This is a genomic window from Geobacillus sp. LYN3 (assembly GCF_003064505.1).
In the GTDB taxonomy this organism is placed as follows: domain Bacteria; phylum Bacillota; class Bacilli; order Bacillales; family Anoxybacillaceae; genus Parageobacillus_B; species Parageobacillus_B toebii.
Genome location: NZ_QCWL01000004.1, coordinates 1 through 20433, shown reverse-complemented (window position 1 = coordinate 20433; position 20433 = coordinate 1). Strand labels below are relative to the sequence as shown.

Genomic DNA, 20433 nt, shown 5'->3' with positions numbered 1-20433 from the left:
AATCATCATGTTGGAATACCGCATCGCAATTCCACATTGCTACAAATGGATGGCTGCTGGCAACAAGAAACTCTACATCGCCTACATCAAGGGATATATCAAGAGCAGCCATCCCGGCTTAAAGCCGGTGAGGATTGAAGGGCGATATGTGATTTGCGTTAAAAAGGAGTGACAACATGAGTATTTTCCGTGTTGAGAAGAAAGATAACTATGTCGTGTTAGACAAGGGATTTCTAAAAGACAAAAGGCTATCGTGGCAAGCCAAAGGGCTTCTGGCATATATGTTGTCAATGCCGAATGATTGGGTTTTCCGCATAGATGATTTGAAGAACAGGAGTACAAACGGCCGCGATTCAACGAAAAACATCATCAAAGAACTACAAGAGAACGGCTACATCATTAAAGAGCAGACAAGAGAAAAAGGGAAATTCTCTAACAATCGATACATCGTACTTGAACGTCCGGTTTCACCGTTGACTGAAAATCCGTCAACGGAAAATCCGTCAACGGAAAATCCGTTAACGGAAAAACCGTCAACGGAAAATCCGTCACTACTAAATAATAAAGAACTAAATAATAACTTACTAAATAATAAAGAAATAAATGATGATGATATAGGCAAGCCCAATCCGTTTTTAGAATTTGAACAAGCATTCGGTTATCGTCCACCAGCGATATTGGAACAAGAATTTAAAGATTTGATTGATAAAAGCCAATTTGTAGAGCCAGAAGCAATCATTTGTGAAGCAATTAAAAGAGCAAAGCTACAAATGCCTAGAAATCCAGCAAGTTATGTTTCTAAAATCCTTAAAGACTTACATTATCTCGGGCTATTCACTTTAGATGCGGTTAGGGAATATAACGAGAAGTTTGACAAACAAACTAAACGCAGAGTTGGAAAAGCAAAAGTGTCTGAAATCGATTGGGAGGCGTTATAGATGACACGGGACCAACTAAAGACAGTGTTTAAAATCCTTGCGAATGTCTATCCGAATTTTGAAGTGTCATCGGAAAAGCTGGATATATGGCACGAGTTTTTGCAGGACCAAGATGCTAACGCGGTCATGGAGCGCGTGAAGGCTCATGTGAAAGAGAAGAAATTCCCTCCTACCGTCGCGGATTTGCGGGAACAAAAAGAAAAAGTCCCGCCATACCACGACGACCTAATGTATGACATCAATGCTGGGGAAGATTGGGCATGATTGCAGAAAAAGCGCTACTGGGAACATTTATAAAAAACAATTACTTGCTAAAAGATACGACGCTAAAGCCAGAGCAGTTAGAAGATATTCGCCACCAAAAGCTTTTCAAAATCATGTTGCAGCTCGTTAGAAAAGGGAAGCCCGTCGATGTTGTCACCTTATCGACGGCTCCCAATTTAGATCAACTTGGTGGCATCTCATACATTAACGAGCTTGCTTCCTTTGCCGATGCCGAAAAAATCGAAGAATACGAGGAGCTTGTTTTAGAAGCCTGGAAGGAACGGGAGAAAAACAATATCCTAACGCGAGCAATCCAAGAAGGATGGGAGATCGGGAAAGTCATCACATCGCTAGACGCGATCAACGAAGCAAAAATGGATGACCATGCTTCCATAACTGACTTACTGGCCGATATTTACGAAGCGCCTTGGCAACCGCAAGAAACGAGAAGAGGCGTTCCAACTGGCATCGCTCAATTGGATAGAACAACGAACGGATTTCAGGACGGAGAAGTCACGGTGATTGCGGCGCGTCCTTCAATGGGAAAAACGGATGTCATGATTCACTTAGCTAAACAAGCCGGATGGCAAGGATATTTGCCGATTGTGTTTTCACTTGAAATGCCGAGCAGAAGCATCACGGACCGTTTGATCGCCTCAACTGGCCGATTCAATCGAATGAAGATGCGGAACCTTTACAAAGGGCTAACGGATGAACAGAAAAAAATGTGGCCGACCATCATTGGAAGAGTAGCGGACACCAACATTCAGATTTTTGACGGTGCTGGCCAAACCATCATGGAAATGCGAGCGAAAACAAGGAAAATGATTCATAGCTTTCCAGACAAAAAGCCTGTGATATTCATAGATTATTTGACTTTGATACGGCCAGCGAATTTTTACGGCGGCAGCGCACATTTGCAGGTGACGGAGATTTCGAAAAGTCTCAAGGCAATGGCGAAGGAATTTAACTGTCCGGTTATCACACTGGCGCAGCTGAACCGTTCGGTTGAACAACGAGCGGACAAGCGTCCAGTGATGTCCGATATTCGCGAATCGGGAAGCGTGGAACAAGACGCAGACCTCATCATCTTCCTATATCGCGAGAAGTACTACAGCAAGGAAACGGACGACGACACGTTAGAGCTTATCATCGCAAAAAATCGGAACGGTCCAGTCGGAACCGTACGTGTCAAATACAACGAACACACAGGAGAGATTATCGATGATTACGGTCAGAGAGCTGTATGAGGAGAGCATCCGATATGAGGAAAAGACACTAGCCCATTACATATTACATCTGCTCCAAGAAGGGAAAGTGTCCCTCGAGGATGATGCCGACACGATCGATTTTACACAAGCCGATCACGAGAAGGTCGCAGCAATGATTTTGCAAAACCAATTGGGATTCAGCGATATAAAAATTTTCTCTCTCAAGTATGATGATAAACGTTTTGCTTTCATATTCGCAGCGAATGAGGAAGAAGCGATTCAGTTTTTCCGGCAGAAGTTTAAACGAAAGCCATACAACTGTCACGAATACCCGTTAGATTTTCCGATGTCACGGGGACAGGAATTTCTCACGTTTCGAGATATGAAGAAAGAGCATAGCCATTTCCCGGCGCTGGCCGGATTTTATGAAAGGAGGTAAGGCGATGGGAATCCTCTACGAAAAAGTTCAAATCACGAGGGAATTGAAACGCCAAATGATGATTCGTCAGCTACTTGATCGTGGAATCCGTGAATACGACGGGCAATCCGTTTACGATTTGGACTACTACACGTTGCGCCATGTGCTTGCGCTAGCAAGGTTAAAAAACTAACACGCTCGAATTCTTCAAATTATAGCCCGTATGGCGTTTTTCTTGCGAGGGTAATAGGAAAGTATTCGAAAGCGAGAAAAACGCCGTACAGGGCAAAAACAGGCGTCTATAAGCCTAGCTGGAGGGAATGAGATGAACCGATTATGGGACGTCTTTTTGACGGCTACAGCAATTGTATGTGTACTAGGAATAGTAGTTCTCCTTGTTGTTTTGGCGTATTTAGTTTTCGCGTAACGAGATTAAAACTAACGAGGTGAAAAACGTTGAATTTAGCTAAACTGTTTGAACTGCAACGCCAGCTTGACGAACACATCGAAAAAGAGCATCCGCGGAAACCAGGTGAAGATCGGCTTGCAAAGAAAATCCTTGCGCTTCTCGTCGAAATCGGCGAATTGGCAAACGAGACACGCTGTTTTAAGTTTTGGAGCAACAAGGGCCCGTCGTCGCGAGAAACAATCTTGGAAGAAGCCGCAGACGTGCTGCATTTTCTTCTGTCCATCGGCAATGACATTGGCGCAAACGAGGATGACATAATCATTATCCCTACAAAAGCCATTCTGTTACACAGACAGTTTATGATGTTGCACGAGTATGCAAGATTGGCGCATGTGAAAACGATGTGGAAAGCATCACTAGATGTATTCGCTGGACTGATAGAAATGCTCGGTTTCACACAGCACGAGCTTGAAGCGGCATATATGAGAAAACATGCCGAGAACTACGCGCGGCAAGAACGTGGATATTGAGGTGTAGCGTATGCGCGAATTCCTTATTTGTCTGACAAAAAATAGCGAAGGGAAGCCGTGCAGTAATACGGCTTTCCGAATTAAGAAAACAGAAAACGGACTGATTGCCGTATGTACCGAATGCAAAGTAGAACATGAGGTGAAGGATTTGAAATGACAAAAGAACAAATACAGGAACAGATACAGCAACTCATACGGAAACAAGAACAAGAGATTGAAAGATTACTGGAAACGAAGCGAAGCACAAAAGACGAGACGTTATACATCGTTTGTGAACAGGTGATATTGCAGAAACAGCGGTTTATCGAGGAATTACGGGCGTTGTTGTGAGGTGGGAGAATGCAAATCAAAATACGTGTATGGGATAAAGATAGTGAAACAATGATTTACGGTGTTGGCATTACACCAGAAAGTGATGGTGGTATCCCTTATCAAATACCGGTAAATGCCCATGACTTCGACCAATTTGATTATTATCCAAATAGCATCATCATGCTATACACCGGATTCAAAGACAGTGACGGCAAAGAAATTTATGCCGATGATATTTTAGAAGTCAAGGATTCGAATGGAGTTATTTGCCGGACAGTAGTTGAGCATATAGAAGGGGCGTTTGTGATCGACAAATGGTATCCAAAGGAACCGACAAGCGTTGAACATGTCAATTACACAGGTGAGTGGGAGGAAATAGAGATCGACATCGAAGATTATGAATTTTTGGGCGTTGTTTTGCAACATCATTTGGAATTCAAGGTTGTTGGGAATAGGCATGAACATCATTACCTTATTGGGTGAAGAAGAATGAGCGATTCTAAAGAAAAAATTGTAAAATTAGCGAAAGTGATAACAAGAACATGGGGAAGGAATTTTGCAGAAATTACGAACGAAATCATCGAGCGTTTTAGACCAATCATTTCAGAATTGTATAAAGCTATGAGAGCGCCAATCCTAATTCCGCAATACGAGCAGGAAATACAAAGGTTAGAGCAATTACTCAAATACACCAAACACAGCAAGAAACGCCGGAAACACGAAAGACGGTTGAAATGGTTACGAGCGGAATTGGCTAGTTTGTATGAGGTGGTGGGGAAGAACGGGCAATAAATTCATCGAGTATTTAGAATCACGCAAGCAAACCGTTGCTACACTGCTATCCGGCGCAAAATCAGACGATGACAAGAAAACATGCGAAATCGCTATAAAAATCTTTGACAGCATCATTCAGGATATACGAGAGGGGAAAGTATGAGCGGTAGAAAATCCAAACGCAAAGGATACAACGGGGAACGGGAGCTCGTCTCCCTTATCCCCGGCGCTAAACGTGTACCGTTGTCCGGCAGTATGGGTGGGGAATACGGAAATGATGTCATTCTGCCGAACGGTTGGCGTGTGGAAGTGAAACGGAGAAAAAGCGGCATGAAACAGCTATACGATTGGCTAGAGCAGTCCAATCCCGACATGGTGGCGTTTCGGGCGGATCGGAAAGAATGGATCATCTGCATGACGCTGGATAAACTCAAAGAACTAATGGGGTTGAGGGACACATGAGCCAACTGACGGTTTTTGATTTTATTGATGATGGCCAGATAGCTGATCCCGACATATTGAACAGGATACAGAGCGCTTTCCCCGGCTGGGAAGCGATCGGATACACCAAGACATACGAATGGAATTGGAAGGACGGCAAACAAGAGGACTATTCAGCGATCATTCAGCGCAATGACGAGTATTTGTGGGTTCATGTGTGGTTGTATGCAGATGGTCGTACGCAAGCAGGATATGTTCAACGTTCGGACTTTGAACCGTATTGGTTCGATCTGTACGAGAAAAAGGGAAAACATTGGATATGGCGATCACTCGATGATAGAAATCGAGTTTTTGAGATTGCAAGGCAAAACAGGGGGTGAGTAGGATGGCAACCTTGACGAAAATTTCTCCCTCTCGCATGGGACCGCCACGATTTGGCAACCGTCCGCACAATATTGATATGAGCGTCAAAACATATCAGCTGACACCAGAGCAGTTGGAAAGGTTACGCGCCGGTGAGAATCTTAATGATATTTTGAAGGAGGTAAAAGACGTGGAGCAGGTACAAAAGCCAAAGGTGATTGCTTATGCGAAATATGAGGAAGTCGTTGCGGAACGGGATGAATTGAAACGGCAGCTAGAGGAATTGAAATTGAAGCAACCATTTGAAGTGAAATACATCAATGTTGATTACAAGACGAAATACGATGAGTTATCAAAGGATTACGAAAAGCTTGTTCAAGAAGCGGAGCAAAAGGACAAAGAAGTCGAGCATTGGAAAGAGATGTTTGAAACGGTGATGTCAGACAAAGAGAGATTGCAAAAAGAAAATTTACTGCTAGAAAATCAGATTCAAAGATTAAAAGAGGCGAACGACGAACTGACAGCCAAAAATGAGCGCTATTTTGCCGATCTGATGCGTTTGGAACAAGAGGTGAAGGGTTTAAGACTATACGCACTGCAAAAGCTCCATATCGACGTTTACGGGGCTTAGAAACGGGGGTTGTCTATGAAGAAGAGAAAGCGCCAGGCGAAATGGTATCTGCTTTATCGTCGTGAAGATGGACAAGCTGTTTATCGATATGAACCACTGAAAAAATACGAGCTGGATAGCCGTATCAAAAAGGGTTGGAAGCTGGTGATGTGATGGGCAAGATGTTGAGGAAGATCGAACGCGGCAGGGAAACGATTGCTTTCCTTGCCCGTCAAAACGAAAAAGTGGCGGAACAAGTCATGCAAGCGTGGAATAACGGATTTAATGCCGGAGCAAAGCGTCAAAATGAGTTAGACACAAAACTCATGCTGGAATGGCTTGGGAAGATTGAGGAAATCCCGGGAATCGGTGAAAAGATAGCATGGAAAATTCGTGAACATTTTCTTGATTTTATGAGGGAAAGGAGGGAACGGAATGATCTACATCTTGCGCCACCCGAAAACACACAAGGAAGTCAGAACGAAACGAAAATGGAAAGTCAGAAAGTATCAGCTGCAAGGATATAAGCTTGTTAATCAATATGATCCGACAGCAACGCAGAATTGTAAATTATAAGGTCCGGACCTAAATAAAAAAAGACCGGACTTCTCCCGGTCAATGACGGTGAATAGACGGTGAACAATGGGAATCCTTGACAATATTATAACAGGAGTGGTCCGGTTGGTAAAGTATAAACAGATGTCATTCCTTCGCGATGTTGACGGCGAGAAAACAAAAGAAGCAGTCGAGGCAGCGCTTGAAAAATATCGGATGTACATGTTGACCGTGCCAGACGAGTATCTCCCGCGCGTAACACAGACATATTCACTTGTGCCGCCGTCGCAGACAAATGCGTTTCATTCGTCTACGGAAGATGCGGCGATCAAAAAAGCGGACTTCGAACGAGAACGTGACGAGCACATGGAGAGAATACGCCGCGCGGTGAATCGATTGAACAAGATGGAACGGGAATTGATTATTAAGCGATATATGACACTGGAAGAGCCTTATGATTATGAGGTATACAACGAAATGGGAATCAGCGAATCGAAGTTTTACCGTATCCGTGAGAAGGCGTTTTATAAACTGGCTTTTGCGCTACGAATCGAAGTGTACAAAGAAGAGGCACCTGTGTAGGTGTCTTTTTATTTTTTTGAAAAAATCGCAAAAATTTTTATTAAATGTCTTGAATTTTAGACAGAATGAGTTATAATATAATCAGAAAGGTTAAATTCAAGACAGGAGGAGAGAACGATGAACAAACGTGAGATCATGAAAAAAGCAGTCAAACTAGCAAAAACATTCATTGGTGATTGGGTTGCTCGGATGGCATTAGCATTAAAAATCGTATGGGCGGAGGCGAAAAAAATGGTTAAAAAAGCGTTGCCGGAATTGAAAGGTACAGCAAAACAAGTGGCTTGGGCGAACGACATCCGTGAAAAAGCGGTTGCGGTTCTCGATGAAATGGTAAAAGAATATTCGGCTAAATTAGAAACCAGCGAAGTGTTCAGCAACAAAGATGATGCTTACCGTGCTGAAAAGAAAGTTCATTTGATCGAAGCATTCGATGCACTTTTGAACACAACGGAAGCAAAAACATGGATTGAACTTTTCGGCACAAACTATGCCGTATCTCGCAAAGGTGTGAATCGTCATTTGTTAGCAAGCACATTCGCTTATGAATGGTTGAAAGCACAAATGAAACGCGGTCGTTTAGCTGATTCGTTCGCCAAACGCATGGCAAGTTACAATTAATGTTTTTAGTTCTCTCCTTCCTGAAAAACTTTTTGAAAGGGTGTCGAATATGTTGTTTACAAAACAGGTAAGCGAACCGATGAACAACGCTGAAGTATTTGCAGATATTTTGGAAGATGTGTTTTCTTGCATTCCAGACGCATACGAATATGATGTTTTGACTGACGAGCAGATTAACGATTTGCACAAACGGACGGTTGAGATCACGGACGAATCCGGCGATAAGATAGCGGAAGTGGAAATTCGCTGCTATCCGGTTGATGATGAATATATAGTCGAGTCGGAGTTGATTAAAGGGGAGCCGACATCTTTATTTCGAGTCTATACAGCACGTGAGGCTGAAGAAAAATGGGGGCTCGGTTACAATACGGTGAATAAATGGATTAACCGTGGAAAATTCAGAGTAAATGAAGCAAGAAAAAGCGGCGGAACTTGGTTGGTTACACATGCAGGAATGGTTCGTATTACTGGAGAACCGAAGAAATGACAGAAAACTGAAAGAAAAATTAAGGAAAAATGACAGAAAGATGACAGATTATTTTGTGTCAGACATGATATGATGATAGCGTGGGATATGTTGAAGCAGGGCGTCACTCCGATTGGGGTGGCGTTTTTGTTTTGAATTTGAGTGGATACAATTTTAACATCTTTCCGAAAGAAGTCTCCTACTTCTAAACGTGAAGGTGCGCCAGCACCAGTGAAAGTGGGAGATGAATTTCGGTTGGCGTTAGCCAACGAATATGATAGAATATAGCTAGAACGGACACCTTCGGAACGAAGGGAAGCGTAAAGGGTTCTTGTGTGTGGCTTACCGTTCAGCGAACACACACAAGTCGCTTGAAGCCCCCACCTCTAAGCGAAGCGTAGGTGGTGGGTAGTTCACCGTCTATACCGCGATGAAAACATTAGACGAATTGAAACGTATTTTGGATATACGAGCATCCGAATAATCGGGTGCTTTTTTATTTGGAGTGATTTCGTGCCGAGCAGACCGAAGAAGCCTTGCTCAATTCCAGGCTGCCCAAACCTAACACAAGGACGATATTGCGAACAGCATAAGCATAGAGAACAACAAGATAAGGCAGAACGGAATCGTTATTACGATGAACATATCCGCGATCAGAAAGCGCGTGAGTTTTATCACAGCAAAGAATGGCAACGAGTAAGGCAAGCAGCGCTGATGCGTGATAACTATTTGTGCCAAGATTGCCTGGAAGAAAAGCGCATCACGCCAGCTGATGTTGTGGACCACATAAAACCTGTTCGTTGGTTTTGGCATCTGCGATTGGCACTCAGCAACTTACGGTCACTTTGTCATGCGCACCACAACAAGAAAACGGCCGAAGACAAGAAAAAATATGGGGAGGGGCGGGTCAAAAATTTTTAACCGGCTCGCCCAGGACCGCGCGGGCCCCTCAGCGCGCACAAAATTCGTTTTTTCTCGTAAAAGGGGGTAAGCAGGAGGTGAGAACGTGATGGGACGAAAAGCGATGCCGATTCAGCTGCATTTGTTGCAAGGGAATAAAAACCGATTGACGAAAAAAGAAATCGAACAGAGGGTAGAAGCCGAAAAGCGGTTGAAACCAAAAGCAAACAAAGTGAAGCCGCCTGCATGGCTTAGCGATGAGGCCAAGAAAGAGTTTAAGCGAATCGTCAAAGAGATGCAGGATCTCGATCTGCTGACCAATATCGACGTGGACGCGTTGGCGTTGTACTGTGACGCCTATGTCAATTATATCGAGTGCACCCGGATCATCGCGGAAGAGGGGCTCATGGTCGAATACACCAACAAAGCGGCCGAAACAAATAAAGTGCCTCATCCTCTTCTCACCAAGAAAAAGCAGTTGCATGAACAAATGAAAAGCTTGGCGGCTGAATTCGGATTGACGCCAGCGTCCAGGGCAAAGCTTGCTATGCCGAAAAAAGAAGAAAGAGAGCCGACACCGGAAGAAAAGTTATTTGGTGATATTTGATGTTGAAACAATGGCTGATTGATTATTGTCATGACGTTTTAAATGGTGACATCATTGCTTGTCAAAAACACAAATGGGCGTGTCGGCGATTTTTGCGTGATGTTGAGCGAGAGGGAACGGACGAATTCCCGTATGTATTCGATGAAGAAAAGGCGCTTCGCTTTCTCAATTGGATGACGCTTTTCAAACACACAAAAGGGAAGTTAGCAGGTCAACGAATTGAGCCAGCACCGATTCAAGTCTTTGTGTTCGGCAACATCTACGGATGGGTGCATAAGGAAACTGGATTGCGTCGCTTCAAAAAAGCATATTGGCAAGTAGCACGCAAAAATGCTAAATCGCAATCCCTTGCGTGTGTTGGTTCATATGAAGTGTTTGCCTTTGGTGAGAGTATGGCAGAAGTGTATATCGGAGCGACCAAAACAGAGCAAAGTAAGATCGTTTGGAATGAGATCAAGGCACAAATACAAGGATGTGACTTTCTGAAAGGTAAGTACAAAATTGCTTACGGCAAAATCGAACACCTAAAAAGCGGTTCTTTTATTGCCGCACTTTCCAAAGATGCTGGGAAAACAGGTGATGGATTGAATGTACAATGCGGTATTATCGATGAATATCACGCGCATCCGACTAGTGAAATTTACGACGTTCTTGTGTCTGGTATGGGTGCAAGACCGCAACCGTTGATGATGATTATTACAACGGCAGGATTTGAATTACAACATCCTTGTTATTCCGTTGAGTACCAATACGTTTCGAAAATACTTGATCCAAACAATCCGATTGAAAACGATGAATATTTCGTGATGATAAACGAGTTAGACAAAGACGATGATATAAAAGATGAACGAAATTGGGAAAAGGCCAATCCTATTCTTTGCTCGTATGAAGAAGGATTGGCTTATTTGCGTGGGGAACTAAAAACCGCGTTAGATGTACCGGAGAAAATGCGGAACTTCCTAACGAAAAACATGAATGTATGGGTCAATATGCGTGAAAATGGATACATGGATATGTCCAAATGGGCGGCATGTGGCCAAGATTTTGACTTATCTATCCTCGAAGGTCTTGAGTGCGTTGTTGGTGTGGACTTATCCGCGAAAATTGACTTGACGAGCGTGGGTTTTATCTTCAAAAAGGATGGCAAATACATCGTGCTGGGTCATAGCTTTATGCCAGAAGATACACTGAATCAGAAAAGAAGAACGGATAAAGTACCATATGATTTATGGGTTAGACAAGGATGGATAACGGCGACTCCAGGAGCGGTAGTGGACTACGGTTTCATAAAAGCGTATATCAAAAACTTCACAGAAAAGTACAACATCAGAGTACGAGAAATATGCGCTGACCCCTGGAATGCCACTCAATTCATGCAAGACATGGAAGCAGAAGGGTATACGGTTATCGAGATTAGGCAAGGTATTCAGACGCTTGGTGGCCCGACAAAAGATTTTCGTGAGCAAGTGTATTCGGGGAATCTTATTCACAACAACAATCCTGTGCTTACGTGGGCAATTTCTAACGCAGTCACAAGACAGGATGCGAATGAAAACATCATGCTCGATAAAAGCAAGTCATCAGAACGTATTGACCCGATTGCTGCGGTTATCAACGCACACGTTCGTGCGATGCTTCGAGATGATTCCATCGACATTAATCAAGTGACAGAGGATTATCTAAAAATGATGGGCTGGTAAGGAGGTGAGAATATGTGGAACTGGTTGAAGCGACTGTTTAAAAATGAGACAGTCGATATGACAAGTCCGACGTTGCTTCAATGGCTTGGTATTGACCCGGATACACCGAAAGATAAGCTTTCGGAAGCAACGTATTTTGCGTGTTTGAAGATTCTGGCGGAGAGCTTAGGGAAACTGCCGTTAAAAATGTATCAGAACACAGAAAAAGGCATCGTAAAAAGCGACAAGATGGACTTGTATAACATTTTAAAGCTACGCCCGAATCCCTACATGACCAGCACGGTGTTTTGGTCAACAGTAGAGATGAACCGCAACCACTACGGAAATGCTTACGTGTGGTGTCGTTTTCAAGGTCCGCAATTGAAAGACTTATGGATTATGCCGAGTCAAGATGTCACGGTCGTCGTTGACGATCAAGGAATTTTAGGAACGAAGGATAAGATATGGTACCGATACAATGACCGACATACAGGAAAAATGTACACATTTTCAAGTGACGAAGTAATGCACTTCAAGACATCATCGACGTTCGACGGATTGATCGGCATGCCAGTACGTGACATTCTGAAAGCAACGGTGGATGGAGCGCTAGAGAGTCAAAACTTTATGAACAACCTGTATAAAACAGGGCTAACAGGAAAAGCGGTGCTAGAGTACACAGGCGACTTGAACCAAGAAGCGCGCGACCGATTGGTGAAAGGCTTTGAACAGTTCGCTAACGGCTCGAAAAACGCCGGAAAAATCATCCCTGTACCGTTAGGGATGAAGTTGGTTCCGTTAGATATTAAACTGACGGATAGCCAATTTTTCGAACTGAAAAAGTACACAACGTTGCAAATCGCAGCGGCGTTTGGAATCAAACCGAATCAAATCAACGATTACGAGAAGTCAAGTTATGCGTCAGCAGAAGCGCAGAACTTGGCTTTTTATGTTGATACGTTACTTTACATTCTAAAGCAGTACGAGGAAGAGATTACTTACAAAATACTGTCAGACAAAATGATAAGAGACGGGTATTTTTGGAAGTTTAATGTAAATGTCATTTTGCGCGCTGATATCAAAACGCAGATGGAAGCACTAGCAAAAGGTGTGAATAACGGTATATATACGCCGAACGAGGCTCGAAGCTATCTTGACCTACCAGCTGAGGAAGGCGGTGACATGTTAATGGTGAACGGCAACTATATCCCGATTACGATGGTTGGTCAGCAATATAAGAAAGGAGGTGACAGTTAGTGCCGTTTTGGAAGTTTATTCATAACAAAGCTACAGATGATGAACCAGAGAGCGTGGAGCTTCGCATTGAAGGTGACATTGTAGACGATGACGAAGCGTGGCTATACGAATGGTTTGGCGTGCCGTCAGTATCACCAAACGCATTTAAAGAAGAATTGAGTCAGTACAAAGGCAAGGACATCACCGTATGGATTGATAGCTACGGCGGCAGTGTATTCGCGGCGGCTGGTATTTACAACGCACTGAAGGAGCATAATGGCAAGATCACCGTCAAGATCGACAGCAAGGCGATGAGCGCGGCGTCTGTCATTGCAATGGCCGGCGACGAAGTGCTAATGTCGCCAATGGCGGTAATGATGATTCACAACCCTCTGACAGGGGCATACGGAGATATGCACTTTTTTCGAAAAGTCGCTGACATTTTAGACACCATTAAAGACTCAATAATTAACGCTTATGCCTTAAAAACAGGCAGATCACGCAGTAAAATCTCGCAAATGATGGATGATGAGACATGGATGTCAGCCAACGTCGCCGTAAAAGAAGGTTTTGCTGACGGCATCCTATACCAAGATGGAAAGCCGGAGGTTGGCGACGTTGCAGCGTTTAGCCGGTTAGCAATTGTCAATAGCGCTAACCGATCTATGCAGGATGTCATGAAATTTATTAGTAAGCAACGACAGCAAGACGAAAAAGAACGATTGCTTTTGGAACTGGATTTAATCTAGTTCCTTTTTTATTGCACAAAAACAAAAAAGGAGGAAACAAACATGCCGAAAGAATTACGTGAGTTGCTTGAACAAATCCAAAACAAAAAGGAAGAAGCCCGTAAACTTCTTGCTGAAAATAAAATTGAGGAAGCAAAGCAATTAAAAGAAGAAATTGTCGCTTTGCAAGAGAAATTTGACATCGCGAAAGAGTTGTATGAGGAAGAAAAAGCGCAAGTGGAGAACAAAGAGCCGTTAAAACCGACTGTACAAGTGAAAGAGAACGAGGTAGAAGCATTTGTCAACAACATCCGTACCCGTTTTCGTAATGCAATGAGCGAAGGCAGCAACCAGGACGGCGGCTATACGGTGCCGCAAGACATTCAAACGCGGATCAATGAGTATCGTGAAAGTAAAGACGCTCTGCAAAACTTTATTACGGTAGAGCCGGTCACAACGTTAAGCGGTTCGCGTGTATTCAAAAAACGTTCGCAACAAACCGGATTTATTGAGGTTCCGGAAAACGGTGAAATCCCGGAAAAAGCTACTCCTCAATTCACGGTTCTCACTTATCAAGTGAAAAAATACGCCGGTTTCTTCCGTGTGACGAACGAGCTTCTGAAAGACAGCACGGAGGCAATTGTTAATACACTTATCCGTTGGATCGGCGATGAATCGCGTGTGACGCGCAACAACCTAATCAGCGCTATCCTGAACACACAAGCAAAAACCGCAATTCCGGATATTAAAGGGTTGAAAAAAGTGGTCAACGTCCAGCTTGACCCGGCATTCCGGTCTACAGCCAGCATTTTTGTGAACCAAGATGCATACAACTGGTTAGATACGTTGCAAGACAATAACGGTCAATTCTTATTGCAGCCGTCTCTTGAATCGCCATCCGGTCGTCAACTGTTCGGGTTACCGGTTGTAATCGTATCGAACAAGGTGATGCCTTCTCGTGTTGATAGCGGAACAGAGGCAGAATTCGCTCCGATTATCGTTGGAGACCTTGAAGAAGGTATTGTTCTGTTCGACCGCCAACAAACCGAAATCATGTCGTCTGATGTGGCGATGGACGCCTTCCAAACAGATGTGACGCTTTGGAGAGCGATTGAACGTATGGAAGTAAAAATGCGCGACAATGAAGCGTTTGTATTCGGCGAGGTTCAACTGCCGCAATAAGAGGGGAGATAATCCCCTCTTTTTCTTGAAGGAGGGATAGCATGAAGGTTAAGGCTCTCATTGATTGTGTTGGTGTTGGCTACGACCTAAAAGCGGGCGAAGAAGCCAACTTACCGAAGGAGTTAGCGGAAAAGCTCATCCGTTTCGGTTACGTGGAGGAAGTGAAAAAGTCTAAAGAAACGAAGGTGAAAGAATGATCGTTTCTTTAGACGAAGCGAAAACGTGGCTACGTGTGGATTTTACGGATGACGATGCATTACTGACTACCTTAATTAACGCGGCTGAGCAGTATCTTAAAAACGCCACAGGAATCACATACGATTCGACGAATCACTTGGCAAAACTTTTTTGTATGACACTAATTGCCGATTGGTACGAAAACCGAGAAATGATTGGAAAGGCAACCGATCAAACAAGGCCGATCATCCAAAGTATCTTAACTCAATTAACATATGGTGGTATCGATGAATCCGGGGTTGTTTAGACACCGCATTACGCTGTTGAAGATGGTTGTCACAGTGGATGAGATCGGCCAACAAATCGAGGATTGGCAACCAGTACGGACATGTTGGGCGGCAATTAAGACGGTAAGTGGCAGGGAATACTTTGCCGCCGCATCCGTCCAAGCGGAGCGAACCTATCGTTTTATCATTCGGTACACTCCTGGAATCGATGAAACAATGAGGATCGACTATCAAGGACGGAAGTTTGATATACAAAGTGTTCTCAATGATGATGAAGGCAAGAAAACGTTAACCATTATCGCAACGGAAAGGGTGGCGGCGGATGGCTAACATTCCGATTGATCGTCTAGCTGATGAATTAGTTTCAGCGGTCAAAGAATACACAGACGGCGTGGTCGAAGGTGTTCGGAAAACAGTAGACAAGACTGCACGGAAAGTATTACAAGAAACCAAGGCGCTCGCTCCGAAACGAACGGGTGAATACGCGCAGTCATTTGGGATCACGAAAGAGGACGGATACGGCACAACCAAACGCATCGTGTGGAACAAAAAACACTATCGCCGCGTTCATCTTCTTGAATTTGGCCATGCCAAAGTAAATGGTGGACGTGTCCCTGCCTATCCGCATTTGCGTCCAGCATATGAGAAACATGCGGCAGACTTGCCGAAAGAGCTAAAAAGAGTAATCGAAAACGGTGGTTAAGATGACACAAGCAGAGTTATACCAAGCCTTAAAAACTATCGGCTATCCAGTCGCCTACGGTTCATTTTCCAGTCCAGTTACGCCGCCGTTTATTACGTATCAATTCGCTTACAACTCCGATCTAATTGCTGACAATCAAAACTATGTTGAGATCAGCAATTTTCAAGTTGAACTATACACAAACAAGAAAGATTTGAATGCCGAAAAGTTGGTGCAAGACAAACTCAAAGAGCTAGGCCTGCCCTATCGCAAGTTCGAGACGTTTCTCGATACAGAAAACTTGTATCAAATACTCTATGAAATTCAAATTCTAGGAGGTTGAAGAATATGAGCCAAAACAAAGTGACATTCGGTTTGGAGAAAGTTCACATTGCTTTTTTGACAGACGATACAACGCCGACATGGGAAACGCCTGTGGCTATTCCGGGGGCTGTCCGTTTCAGTCCAGAGCCGCAAGGTGAGGAAAGCACGTTCTACGCGGACAACGGTCCGTATTTTACTTATACTTCGAACAATGGATATACCGCAGAATTAGAGATGGCGAATGTCCCTGACGACATTTTGGCTGAAATGCTCGGCTGGGAAATCGACGCAAACGGGATGCTTGTTGAAACGACAGATGGAACCCCGAAAGAATTCGCGCTACTTGGTCAAATCCTGGGCGACAAGAAAAACCGTCGTTTCGTGTATTATCGATGCAAAGCGAGCCGTCCATCTAAAGAACACAGCACGCGCGCTGAATCGGTTGAACCAGCGACAGAAACATTGAATATTCGTATACTTCCAATCGAAGTGAACGGAAAAAACATTGTTCGCGGTGTTATGGAACTGAATGATACGAATGCGACAGCCTACAATAATTTCTTTAGCTCCGTAACGTTACCAACAACAGTGGGAGGAGGCGCGTAATAAATGAGAACAATTAAAATCGGTGAGAAAGAAATCGGGCTAAAGGCTACGCCTTTGGCCCTTGTGTATTATAAGCAGGCTTTTGGTACGGATTTAGTTGGTGATTTGGTGAAAATGCAAGATATAGCAAAAGATCCGTCAAAGATTGACTCTGTTTTTCTTTTACAATTGACATGGGCGATGGCAAAAGCGCATGAAGGTGTCGGTAAAAAATTTCCTGATTTTATGAACTGGGTAGCTGATTTGGAATCGTTCGATTTTACTGATGTCGATGTTATTAATGCAATTATGGACGAAGCATCAGATGGATTTTTTCGCCGAGGAATCGGAACGAAAGGAAAATAACGATACAGCATACGAACAGCCGGAACGCCTCGATCTCGAATTGTTAGCGATCGGGAAGCGTACCGGTCTTTCTTTTTCTGAAATGAATGAATTGCGTGTGCGAGATTTATTGGCCTATGCAGATATTTACATAGGCGACAAGAAGCAAAAAACGCGGATGGCGACACAAGAAGATATTGACCGTTTCTTCGGATAAGGTGGTGAGAATATGGCCGAAACGGTGCGCGGCATAAATATAGTAATCGGAGCGGACACCACAAAGCTTGGAAAAGCTCTCGCTGATGTCGAATCCAAAAGCAAAAGTATTCAATCGGAATTGCGGCAGGTAGACCGTTTGCTCCGGTTCGACCCGTCGAACACAACACTTTTGGCTCAAAAGCAACAGCTCCTTGCCAAACAAATTGAGAATACAAGCGAAAAACTCAACCGGCTTAAAAGCGTACAACAACAAGTCGATGAGCAATTTCGGCGCGGCGAGATTTCAGAAGGACAGTACCGTGCTTTTCAACGCGAGCTGGAAAAGACGGAAGGACAACTGCGGAGTCTACAAAATCGCCTCGAAGAAACCAACGGTGCAATTAATAAACACACAACGACATGGGGGCGATTGCAAGAAAGCCTGAACCGTGTTGGGCAAAACTTGCGCGACGTTGGACAACGGATGCAAAATGTCGGACAATCCATGGCCGTATCATTTGGAGCGGCAACAGCGGCAATCGGCGGGGCATTAGGATTCGCGGTTAAAAAATCGATGGATTTTGAAGCACAAATCGACCGTGTTGGAGCCGTTGCTGGAGCAACACCAGCAGAAATCAAAAAGCTAGAGAAAGCCGCACTTGATTTGGGTGCATCTACATCGAAATCCGCAACCGAAGTCGCACAAGGCATGGAAATTATGGCCGCAATGGGTTATAACACGAATCAGATTCTTGCAGCAATGCCTGGCATTATCGCAGCGGCGGAAGCATCGGGCGAAGATATGGCACTTGTTGCCGAAACAGTATCAGCGGCGTTGAATGCGTTCGGCTTGGAAGCAAGCGAAGCAAGCAGGGTAGCCGATATTCTCGCACAAGCGGCGAACGATTCAGCCGCAGGTGTACAAGATATGCAGTACACCTTTAAATACGCGGCTCCGATCGCAAAACAATTGGGAATATCGTTAGAACAACTAGCAGCGGCCACGGAGATAATGGCCAATAACGGAATTAAAGGTGAACAAGCCGGAACAACATTACGCGCGGCCCTTATCCGCCTCTCTGACCCACCGAGGGAAGCAGCGAATACACTCGAAGCCTTGGGTGTGAAAATAACCGACGCCAATGGAAAAATGCTTCCGTTCAGCAATATCATAGGGCAACTGGCTGAAAAAACAAAAAATATGAGCAACGCGCAGAAACTAGCTGCACTATCAACGATTTTCGGAACAGAAGCCGCAAGTGGAATGTTGTCTGTAGTAGAAGCCGGACCGCAAAAATTAGATCAACTAACGAAATCATTGCAAAATTCAGCTGGCGCATCGCAAGAAGCGGCCGCCAAAATGAAGGACAATCTAAAAGGTTCGCTTGAAGAATTGCAGGGAGCGTTTGAAACAGCGCAAATTACGATTGGAAATGCGTTGGCTCCGGCTATTCAAAAGATTGCAGAAGCATTGCAGGGATTGATTAATTGGTTCAATAATTTATCGCCATCTATGCAAAAATTCATTGCAATTGGTGCTGCTGTAACTGCTGTATTAACAGGAATAGTTGCGGCGATAGGAATAGTGATAGCTATTATTGGTGGTGCAGTAAATGGTTTTGGTGCTCTAGCATTAGCATTTGGCAAAGTATCTGGGGCGATAGCGAAAGCAGGAGGTATGATAGGGGTATTTAGTAAAGTCATCGCCTTTTTAACTGGTCCGATTGGAATTGCTATAGCAGCAATCACCGGATTGGTAGCGGCTGGCGTTGCCGTTTATAAAAATTGGGATGAAATTAGAGCTAAAGCACAAGAGGTATTCGGCGGGCTTTCTTCCTTTATTGCGCCGGCGGTACAAGCGTTTGAAAACTTCAAAAATGCAGTTATCTCCGCAATAAATGGAGATTTTAGTAGATTAGGAGAAATTTTTGCTCAAATTATCCCGTCGATCATTGCTGCGCTAGTTGGTGGACTTCCTGCAGTGTTGATTACGGTGTCCCGGTTTCTACCCGCAATCGCTGAAACCATCAGTAATAATACAGGTGCCGTCACTATGGCGATTCAAAACGTAACAAACGCAATAGTGAACTTTTTGACAACCAGCTTCCCTCAAATGGTTACGGCTGGGGTCGGTATAATAACTAACTTCGTCAACGGTATTGTTCAATCACTGCCAACGATTATACAAACGACGGCAACCATTGTTCAGTCTTTGGCGCAAGGAATTTCTACTACCCTGCCAAAATTGATAGAAACGGGTACTCAGGTTATTAACACTTTGGTCAATGCCATCGTCACGTCATTACCTTTAATTATTCAAGCGGGTTTACAATTGATCGTTCAATTAGTCAGTGGAATCTCGCAAGCATTACCGAAAATCGTTGCTGCTTCTGTAACAGTTATACAAACACTAGTTGGTACCTTGACTAAGAACTTGCCGTTATTAATTACCGCAGGACTCACTATCATAGTAACTTTAGTCAATGCGGTTGTTCAAAACTTACCAAAAATCATCAATGCTGGAATAAAAATTTTAACATCAATAGTCAACGGAATTGTTCGAGCTCTCCCGCAACTCGTCAATATGTCAGTGCAATTAATCACGAAAGTAGCTGCCACTTTAATTCAAAATTTACCAAAAATCATTGATGCAGGTGTCAAGATTCTCTTAGCAGTTGTAAACGGAATTGTGAAAGTGTTACCTCAACTAACTAATACAGCAGTGAATTTAATCGTCAAAATCGCAAGTGCAATCGCTCAAAATCTACCAAAAATCATTGATGCGGGCGTAAAAATCTTAACAGCGCTAATCAAGGGTATTATTCAGGTTTTACCACAACTAGTCGATGCAGGGATTAAATTAGTTGTTGCAGTGGCAAAAGCGATAATTGATAACTTACCAAAAATCATAGAGGCTGGCGGAAAAATACTGAGATCATTAAGTGAACTACCCACCACCTACGCTTCGCTTAGAGGTGGGGGCTTCAAGCGACTTGTGTGTGTTCGCTGAAC

The 20433-nt window shown here is 43.9% G+C and carries 33 protein-coding genes; all 33 read left to right on the top strand.

The window, feature by feature from the left end:
- Positions 1-7 precede the first annotated feature (7 nt).
- The 33 genes from DCC82_RS17755 (at position 8) to DCC82_RS17730 (ending at position 20431) form a co-directional block, all read left to right on the top strand.
- On the top strand, positions 8-172 hold the full coding sequence (locus tag DCC82_RS17755) for a hypothetical protein (RefSeq protein ID WP_187252121.1): 165 nt from the start codon (positions 8-10) through the stop codon (positions 170-172).
- 4 nt (positions 173-176) lie between these two features.
- Positions 177-938 (top strand): DnaD domain protein, encoded by a 762-nt coding sequence (locus tag DCC82_RS15570; RefSeq protein WP_108430464.1) that lies wholly within the window; start codon positions 177-179, stop codon positions 936-938.
- A complete protein-coding gene (locus DCC82_RS15565) occupies positions 939-1202 on the top strand; it encodes a replicative helicase loader/inhibitor (RefSeq protein ID WP_108430463.1) in 264 nt (87 codons plus the stop codon).
- A complete protein-coding gene (locus DCC82_RS15560; RefSeq protein ID WP_233253047.1) occupies positions 1199-2452 on the top strand; it encodes a replicative DNA helicase in 1254 nt (417 codons plus the stop codon). Before DCC82_RS15565 ends, DCC82_RS15560 begins: the two co-directional genes overlap by 4 nt.
- Positions 2427-2852, top strand: coding sequence for a hypothetical protein (locus DCC82_RS15555; RefSeq protein WP_233253046.1), 426 nt, complete (start codon positions 2427-2429; stop codon positions 2850-2852). Before DCC82_RS15560 ends, DCC82_RS15555 begins: the two co-directional genes overlap by 26 nt.
- Positions 2853-2856: 4 nt before the next feature.
- Positions 2857-3024 carry a hypothetical protein gene (locus tag DCC82_RS17750; protein ID WP_187252122.1) on the top strand — a complete coding sequence of 56 codons (168 nt, stop codon included), beginning with the start codon at positions 2857-2859 and terminating at the stop codon, positions 3022-3024.
- 263 nt (positions 3025-3287) lie between these two features.
- A complete protein-coding gene (locus tag DCC82_RS15550; protein ID WP_108430461.1) occupies positions 3288-3770 on the top strand; it encodes a dUTP diphosphatase in 483 nt (160 codons plus the stop codon).
- 153 nt (positions 3771-3923) lie between these two features.
- Complete coding sequence (locus tag DCC82_RS17745) at positions 3924-4100, top strand: hypothetical protein (RefSeq protein WP_187252123.1); 177 nt, start codon at positions 3924-3926, stop codon at positions 4098-4100.
- A gap of 9 nt (positions 4101-4109) precedes the next feature.
- Positions 4110-4565, top strand: coding sequence for a YopX family protein (locus tag DCC82_RS15545; RefSeq protein ID WP_108430460.1), 456 nt, complete (start codon positions 4110-4112; stop codon positions 4563-4565).
- Positions 4566-4571: 6 nt separating this feature from the next.
- Positions 4572-4874 (top strand): hypothetical protein, encoded by a 303-nt coding sequence (locus DCC82_RS15540; RefSeq protein WP_108430459.1) that lies wholly within the window; start codon positions 4572-4574, stop codon positions 4872-4874.
- Positions 4875-5015: 141 nt separating this feature from the next.
- Entirely contained in the window at positions 5016-5318 is a 303-nt protein-coding gene (locus DCC82_RS15535) for a PDDEXK family nuclease (protein ID WP_108430458.1), read from the top strand.
- Positions 5315-5677: a hypothetical protein gene (locus tag DCC82_RS15530; RefSeq protein ID WP_108430457.1), complete on the top strand. Its 363-nt coding sequence runs from the start codon at positions 5315-5317 to the stop codon at positions 5675-5677. The genes DCC82_RS15535 and DCC82_RS15530 overlap by 4 nt, the downstream gene beginning before the upstream one ends.
- Before the next feature lie 5 nt (positions 5678-5682).
- Positions 5683-6291: a hypothetical protein gene (locus DCC82_RS15525; protein WP_108430456.1), complete on the top strand. Its 609-nt coding sequence runs from the start codon at positions 5683-5685 to the stop codon at positions 6289-6291.
- 15 nt (positions 6292-6306) lie between these two features.
- Positions 6307-6444: a hypothetical protein gene (locus tag DCC82_RS17740; RefSeq protein WP_187252124.1), complete on the top strand. Its 138-nt coding sequence runs from the start codon at positions 6307-6309 to the stop codon at positions 6442-6444.
- The gene (locus DCC82_RS15520; RefSeq protein WP_233253045.1) at positions 6444-6797 is read left to right on the top strand and encodes a hypothetical protein; all 354 of its coding nucleotides are present in this window, start codon (positions 6444-6446) and stop codon (positions 6795-6797) included. Before DCC82_RS17740 ends, DCC82_RS15520 begins: the two co-directional genes overlap by 1 nt.
- Before the next feature lie 154 nt (positions 6798-6951).
- Positions 6952-7407, top strand: coding sequence for an ArpU family phage packaging/lysis transcriptional regulator (locus tag DCC82_RS15515; protein ID WP_108430455.1), 456 nt, complete (start codon positions 6952-6954; stop codon positions 7405-7407).
- Between the two features lie 117 nt (positions 7408-7524).
- Entirely contained in the window at positions 7525-8025 is a 501-nt protein-coding gene (locus tag DCC82_RS15510; RefSeq protein WP_108430454.1) for a hypothetical protein, read from the top strand.
- Positions 8026-8074: 49 nt separating this feature from the next.
- Positions 8075-8512, top strand: coding sequence for a helix-turn-helix domain-containing protein (locus DCC82_RS18350; protein ID WP_233253044.1), 438 nt, complete (start codon positions 8075-8077; stop codon positions 8510-8512).
- 492 nt (positions 8513-9004) lie between these two features.
- Entirely contained in the window at positions 9005-9412 is a 408-nt protein-coding gene (locus DCC82_RS15495) for an HNH endonuclease (RefSeq protein WP_108430453.1), read from the top strand.
- Positions 9413-9500: 88 nt separating this feature from the next.
- Positions 9501-9998 carry a phage terminase small subunit P27 family gene (locus tag DCC82_RS15490; RefSeq protein WP_013524424.1) on the top strand — a complete coding sequence of 166 codons (498 nt, stop codon included), beginning with the start codon at positions 9501-9503 and terminating at the stop codon, positions 9996-9998.
- Entirely contained in the window at positions 9998-11698 is a 1701-nt protein-coding gene (locus tag DCC82_RS15485; protein ID WP_108430452.1) for a terminase large subunit, read from the top strand. The genes DCC82_RS15490 and DCC82_RS15485 overlap by 1 nt, the downstream gene beginning before the upstream one ends.
- A 12-nt stretch (positions 11699-11710) precedes the next feature.
- A complete protein-coding gene (locus DCC82_RS15480; RefSeq protein WP_108430451.1) occupies positions 11711-12934 on the top strand; it encodes a phage portal protein in 1224 nt (407 codons plus the stop codon).
- Positions 12934-13662, top strand: a complete 729-nt coding sequence (locus DCC82_RS15475) for a head maturation protease, ClpP-related (RefSeq protein WP_108430450.1) — start codon at positions 12934-12936, stop codon at positions 13660-13662. The genes DCC82_RS15480 and DCC82_RS15475 overlap by 1 nt, the downstream gene beginning before the upstream one ends.
- A gap of 42 nt (positions 13663-13704) precedes the next feature.
- On the top strand, positions 13705-14823 hold the full coding sequence (locus tag DCC82_RS15470; protein WP_108430449.1) for a phage major capsid protein: 1119 nt from the start codon (positions 13705-13707) through the stop codon (positions 14821-14823).
- Between the two features lie 41 nt (positions 14824-14864).
- A complete protein-coding gene (locus DCC82_RS17735; protein WP_187252125.1) occupies positions 14865-15020 on the top strand; it encodes a hypothetical protein in 156 nt (51 codons plus the stop codon).
- Entirely contained in the window at positions 15017-15307 is a 291-nt protein-coding gene (locus tag DCC82_RS15465; RefSeq protein ID WP_108430448.1) for a head-tail connector protein, read from the top strand. Before DCC82_RS17735 ends, DCC82_RS15465 begins: the two co-directional genes overlap by 4 nt.
- Positions 15288-15617 carry a phage head closure protein gene (locus DCC82_RS15460; protein ID WP_108430447.1) on the top strand — a complete coding sequence of 110 codons (330 nt, stop codon included), beginning with the start codon at positions 15288-15290 and terminating at the stop codon, positions 15615-15617. Before DCC82_RS15465 ends, DCC82_RS15460 begins: the two co-directional genes overlap by 20 nt.
- Positions 15610-15990, top strand: a complete 381-nt coding sequence (locus DCC82_RS15455) for an HK97 gp10 family phage protein (RefSeq protein ID WP_108430446.1) — start codon at positions 15610-15612, stop codon at positions 15988-15990. The genes DCC82_RS15460 and DCC82_RS15455 overlap by 8 nt, the downstream gene beginning before the upstream one ends.
- A gap of 1 nt (position 15991) precedes the next feature.
- Positions 15992-16312, top strand: a complete 321-nt coding sequence (locus tag DCC82_RS15450; protein WP_108430445.1) for a hypothetical protein — start codon at positions 15992-15994, stop codon at positions 16310-16312.
- Positions 16313-16317: 5 nt separating this feature from the next.
- The gene (locus DCC82_RS15445) at positions 16318-16899 is read left to right on the top strand and encodes a major tail protein (RefSeq protein ID WP_108430444.1); all 582 of its coding nucleotides are present in this window, start codon (positions 16318-16320) and stop codon (positions 16897-16899) included.
- Between the two features lie 3 nt (positions 16900-16902).
- Positions 16903-17244 (top strand): hypothetical protein, encoded by a 342-nt coding sequence (locus DCC82_RS15440; protein ID WP_108430443.1) that lies wholly within the window; start codon positions 16903-16905, stop codon positions 17242-17244.
- Positions 17204-17440 (top strand): hypothetical protein, encoded by a 237-nt coding sequence (locus tag DCC82_RS15435; protein WP_108430442.1) that lies wholly within the window; start codon positions 17204-17206, stop codon positions 17438-17440. The genes DCC82_RS15440 and DCC82_RS15435 overlap by 41 nt, the downstream gene beginning before the upstream one ends.
- Positions 17441-17452: 12 nt before the next feature.
- Positions 17453-20431, top strand: coding sequence for a phage tail tape measure protein (locus DCC82_RS17730; RefSeq protein ID WP_199222361.1), 2979 nt, complete (start codon positions 17453-17455; stop codon positions 20429-20431).
- The last annotated feature ends 2 nt before the right edge of the window (positions 20432-20433 follow it).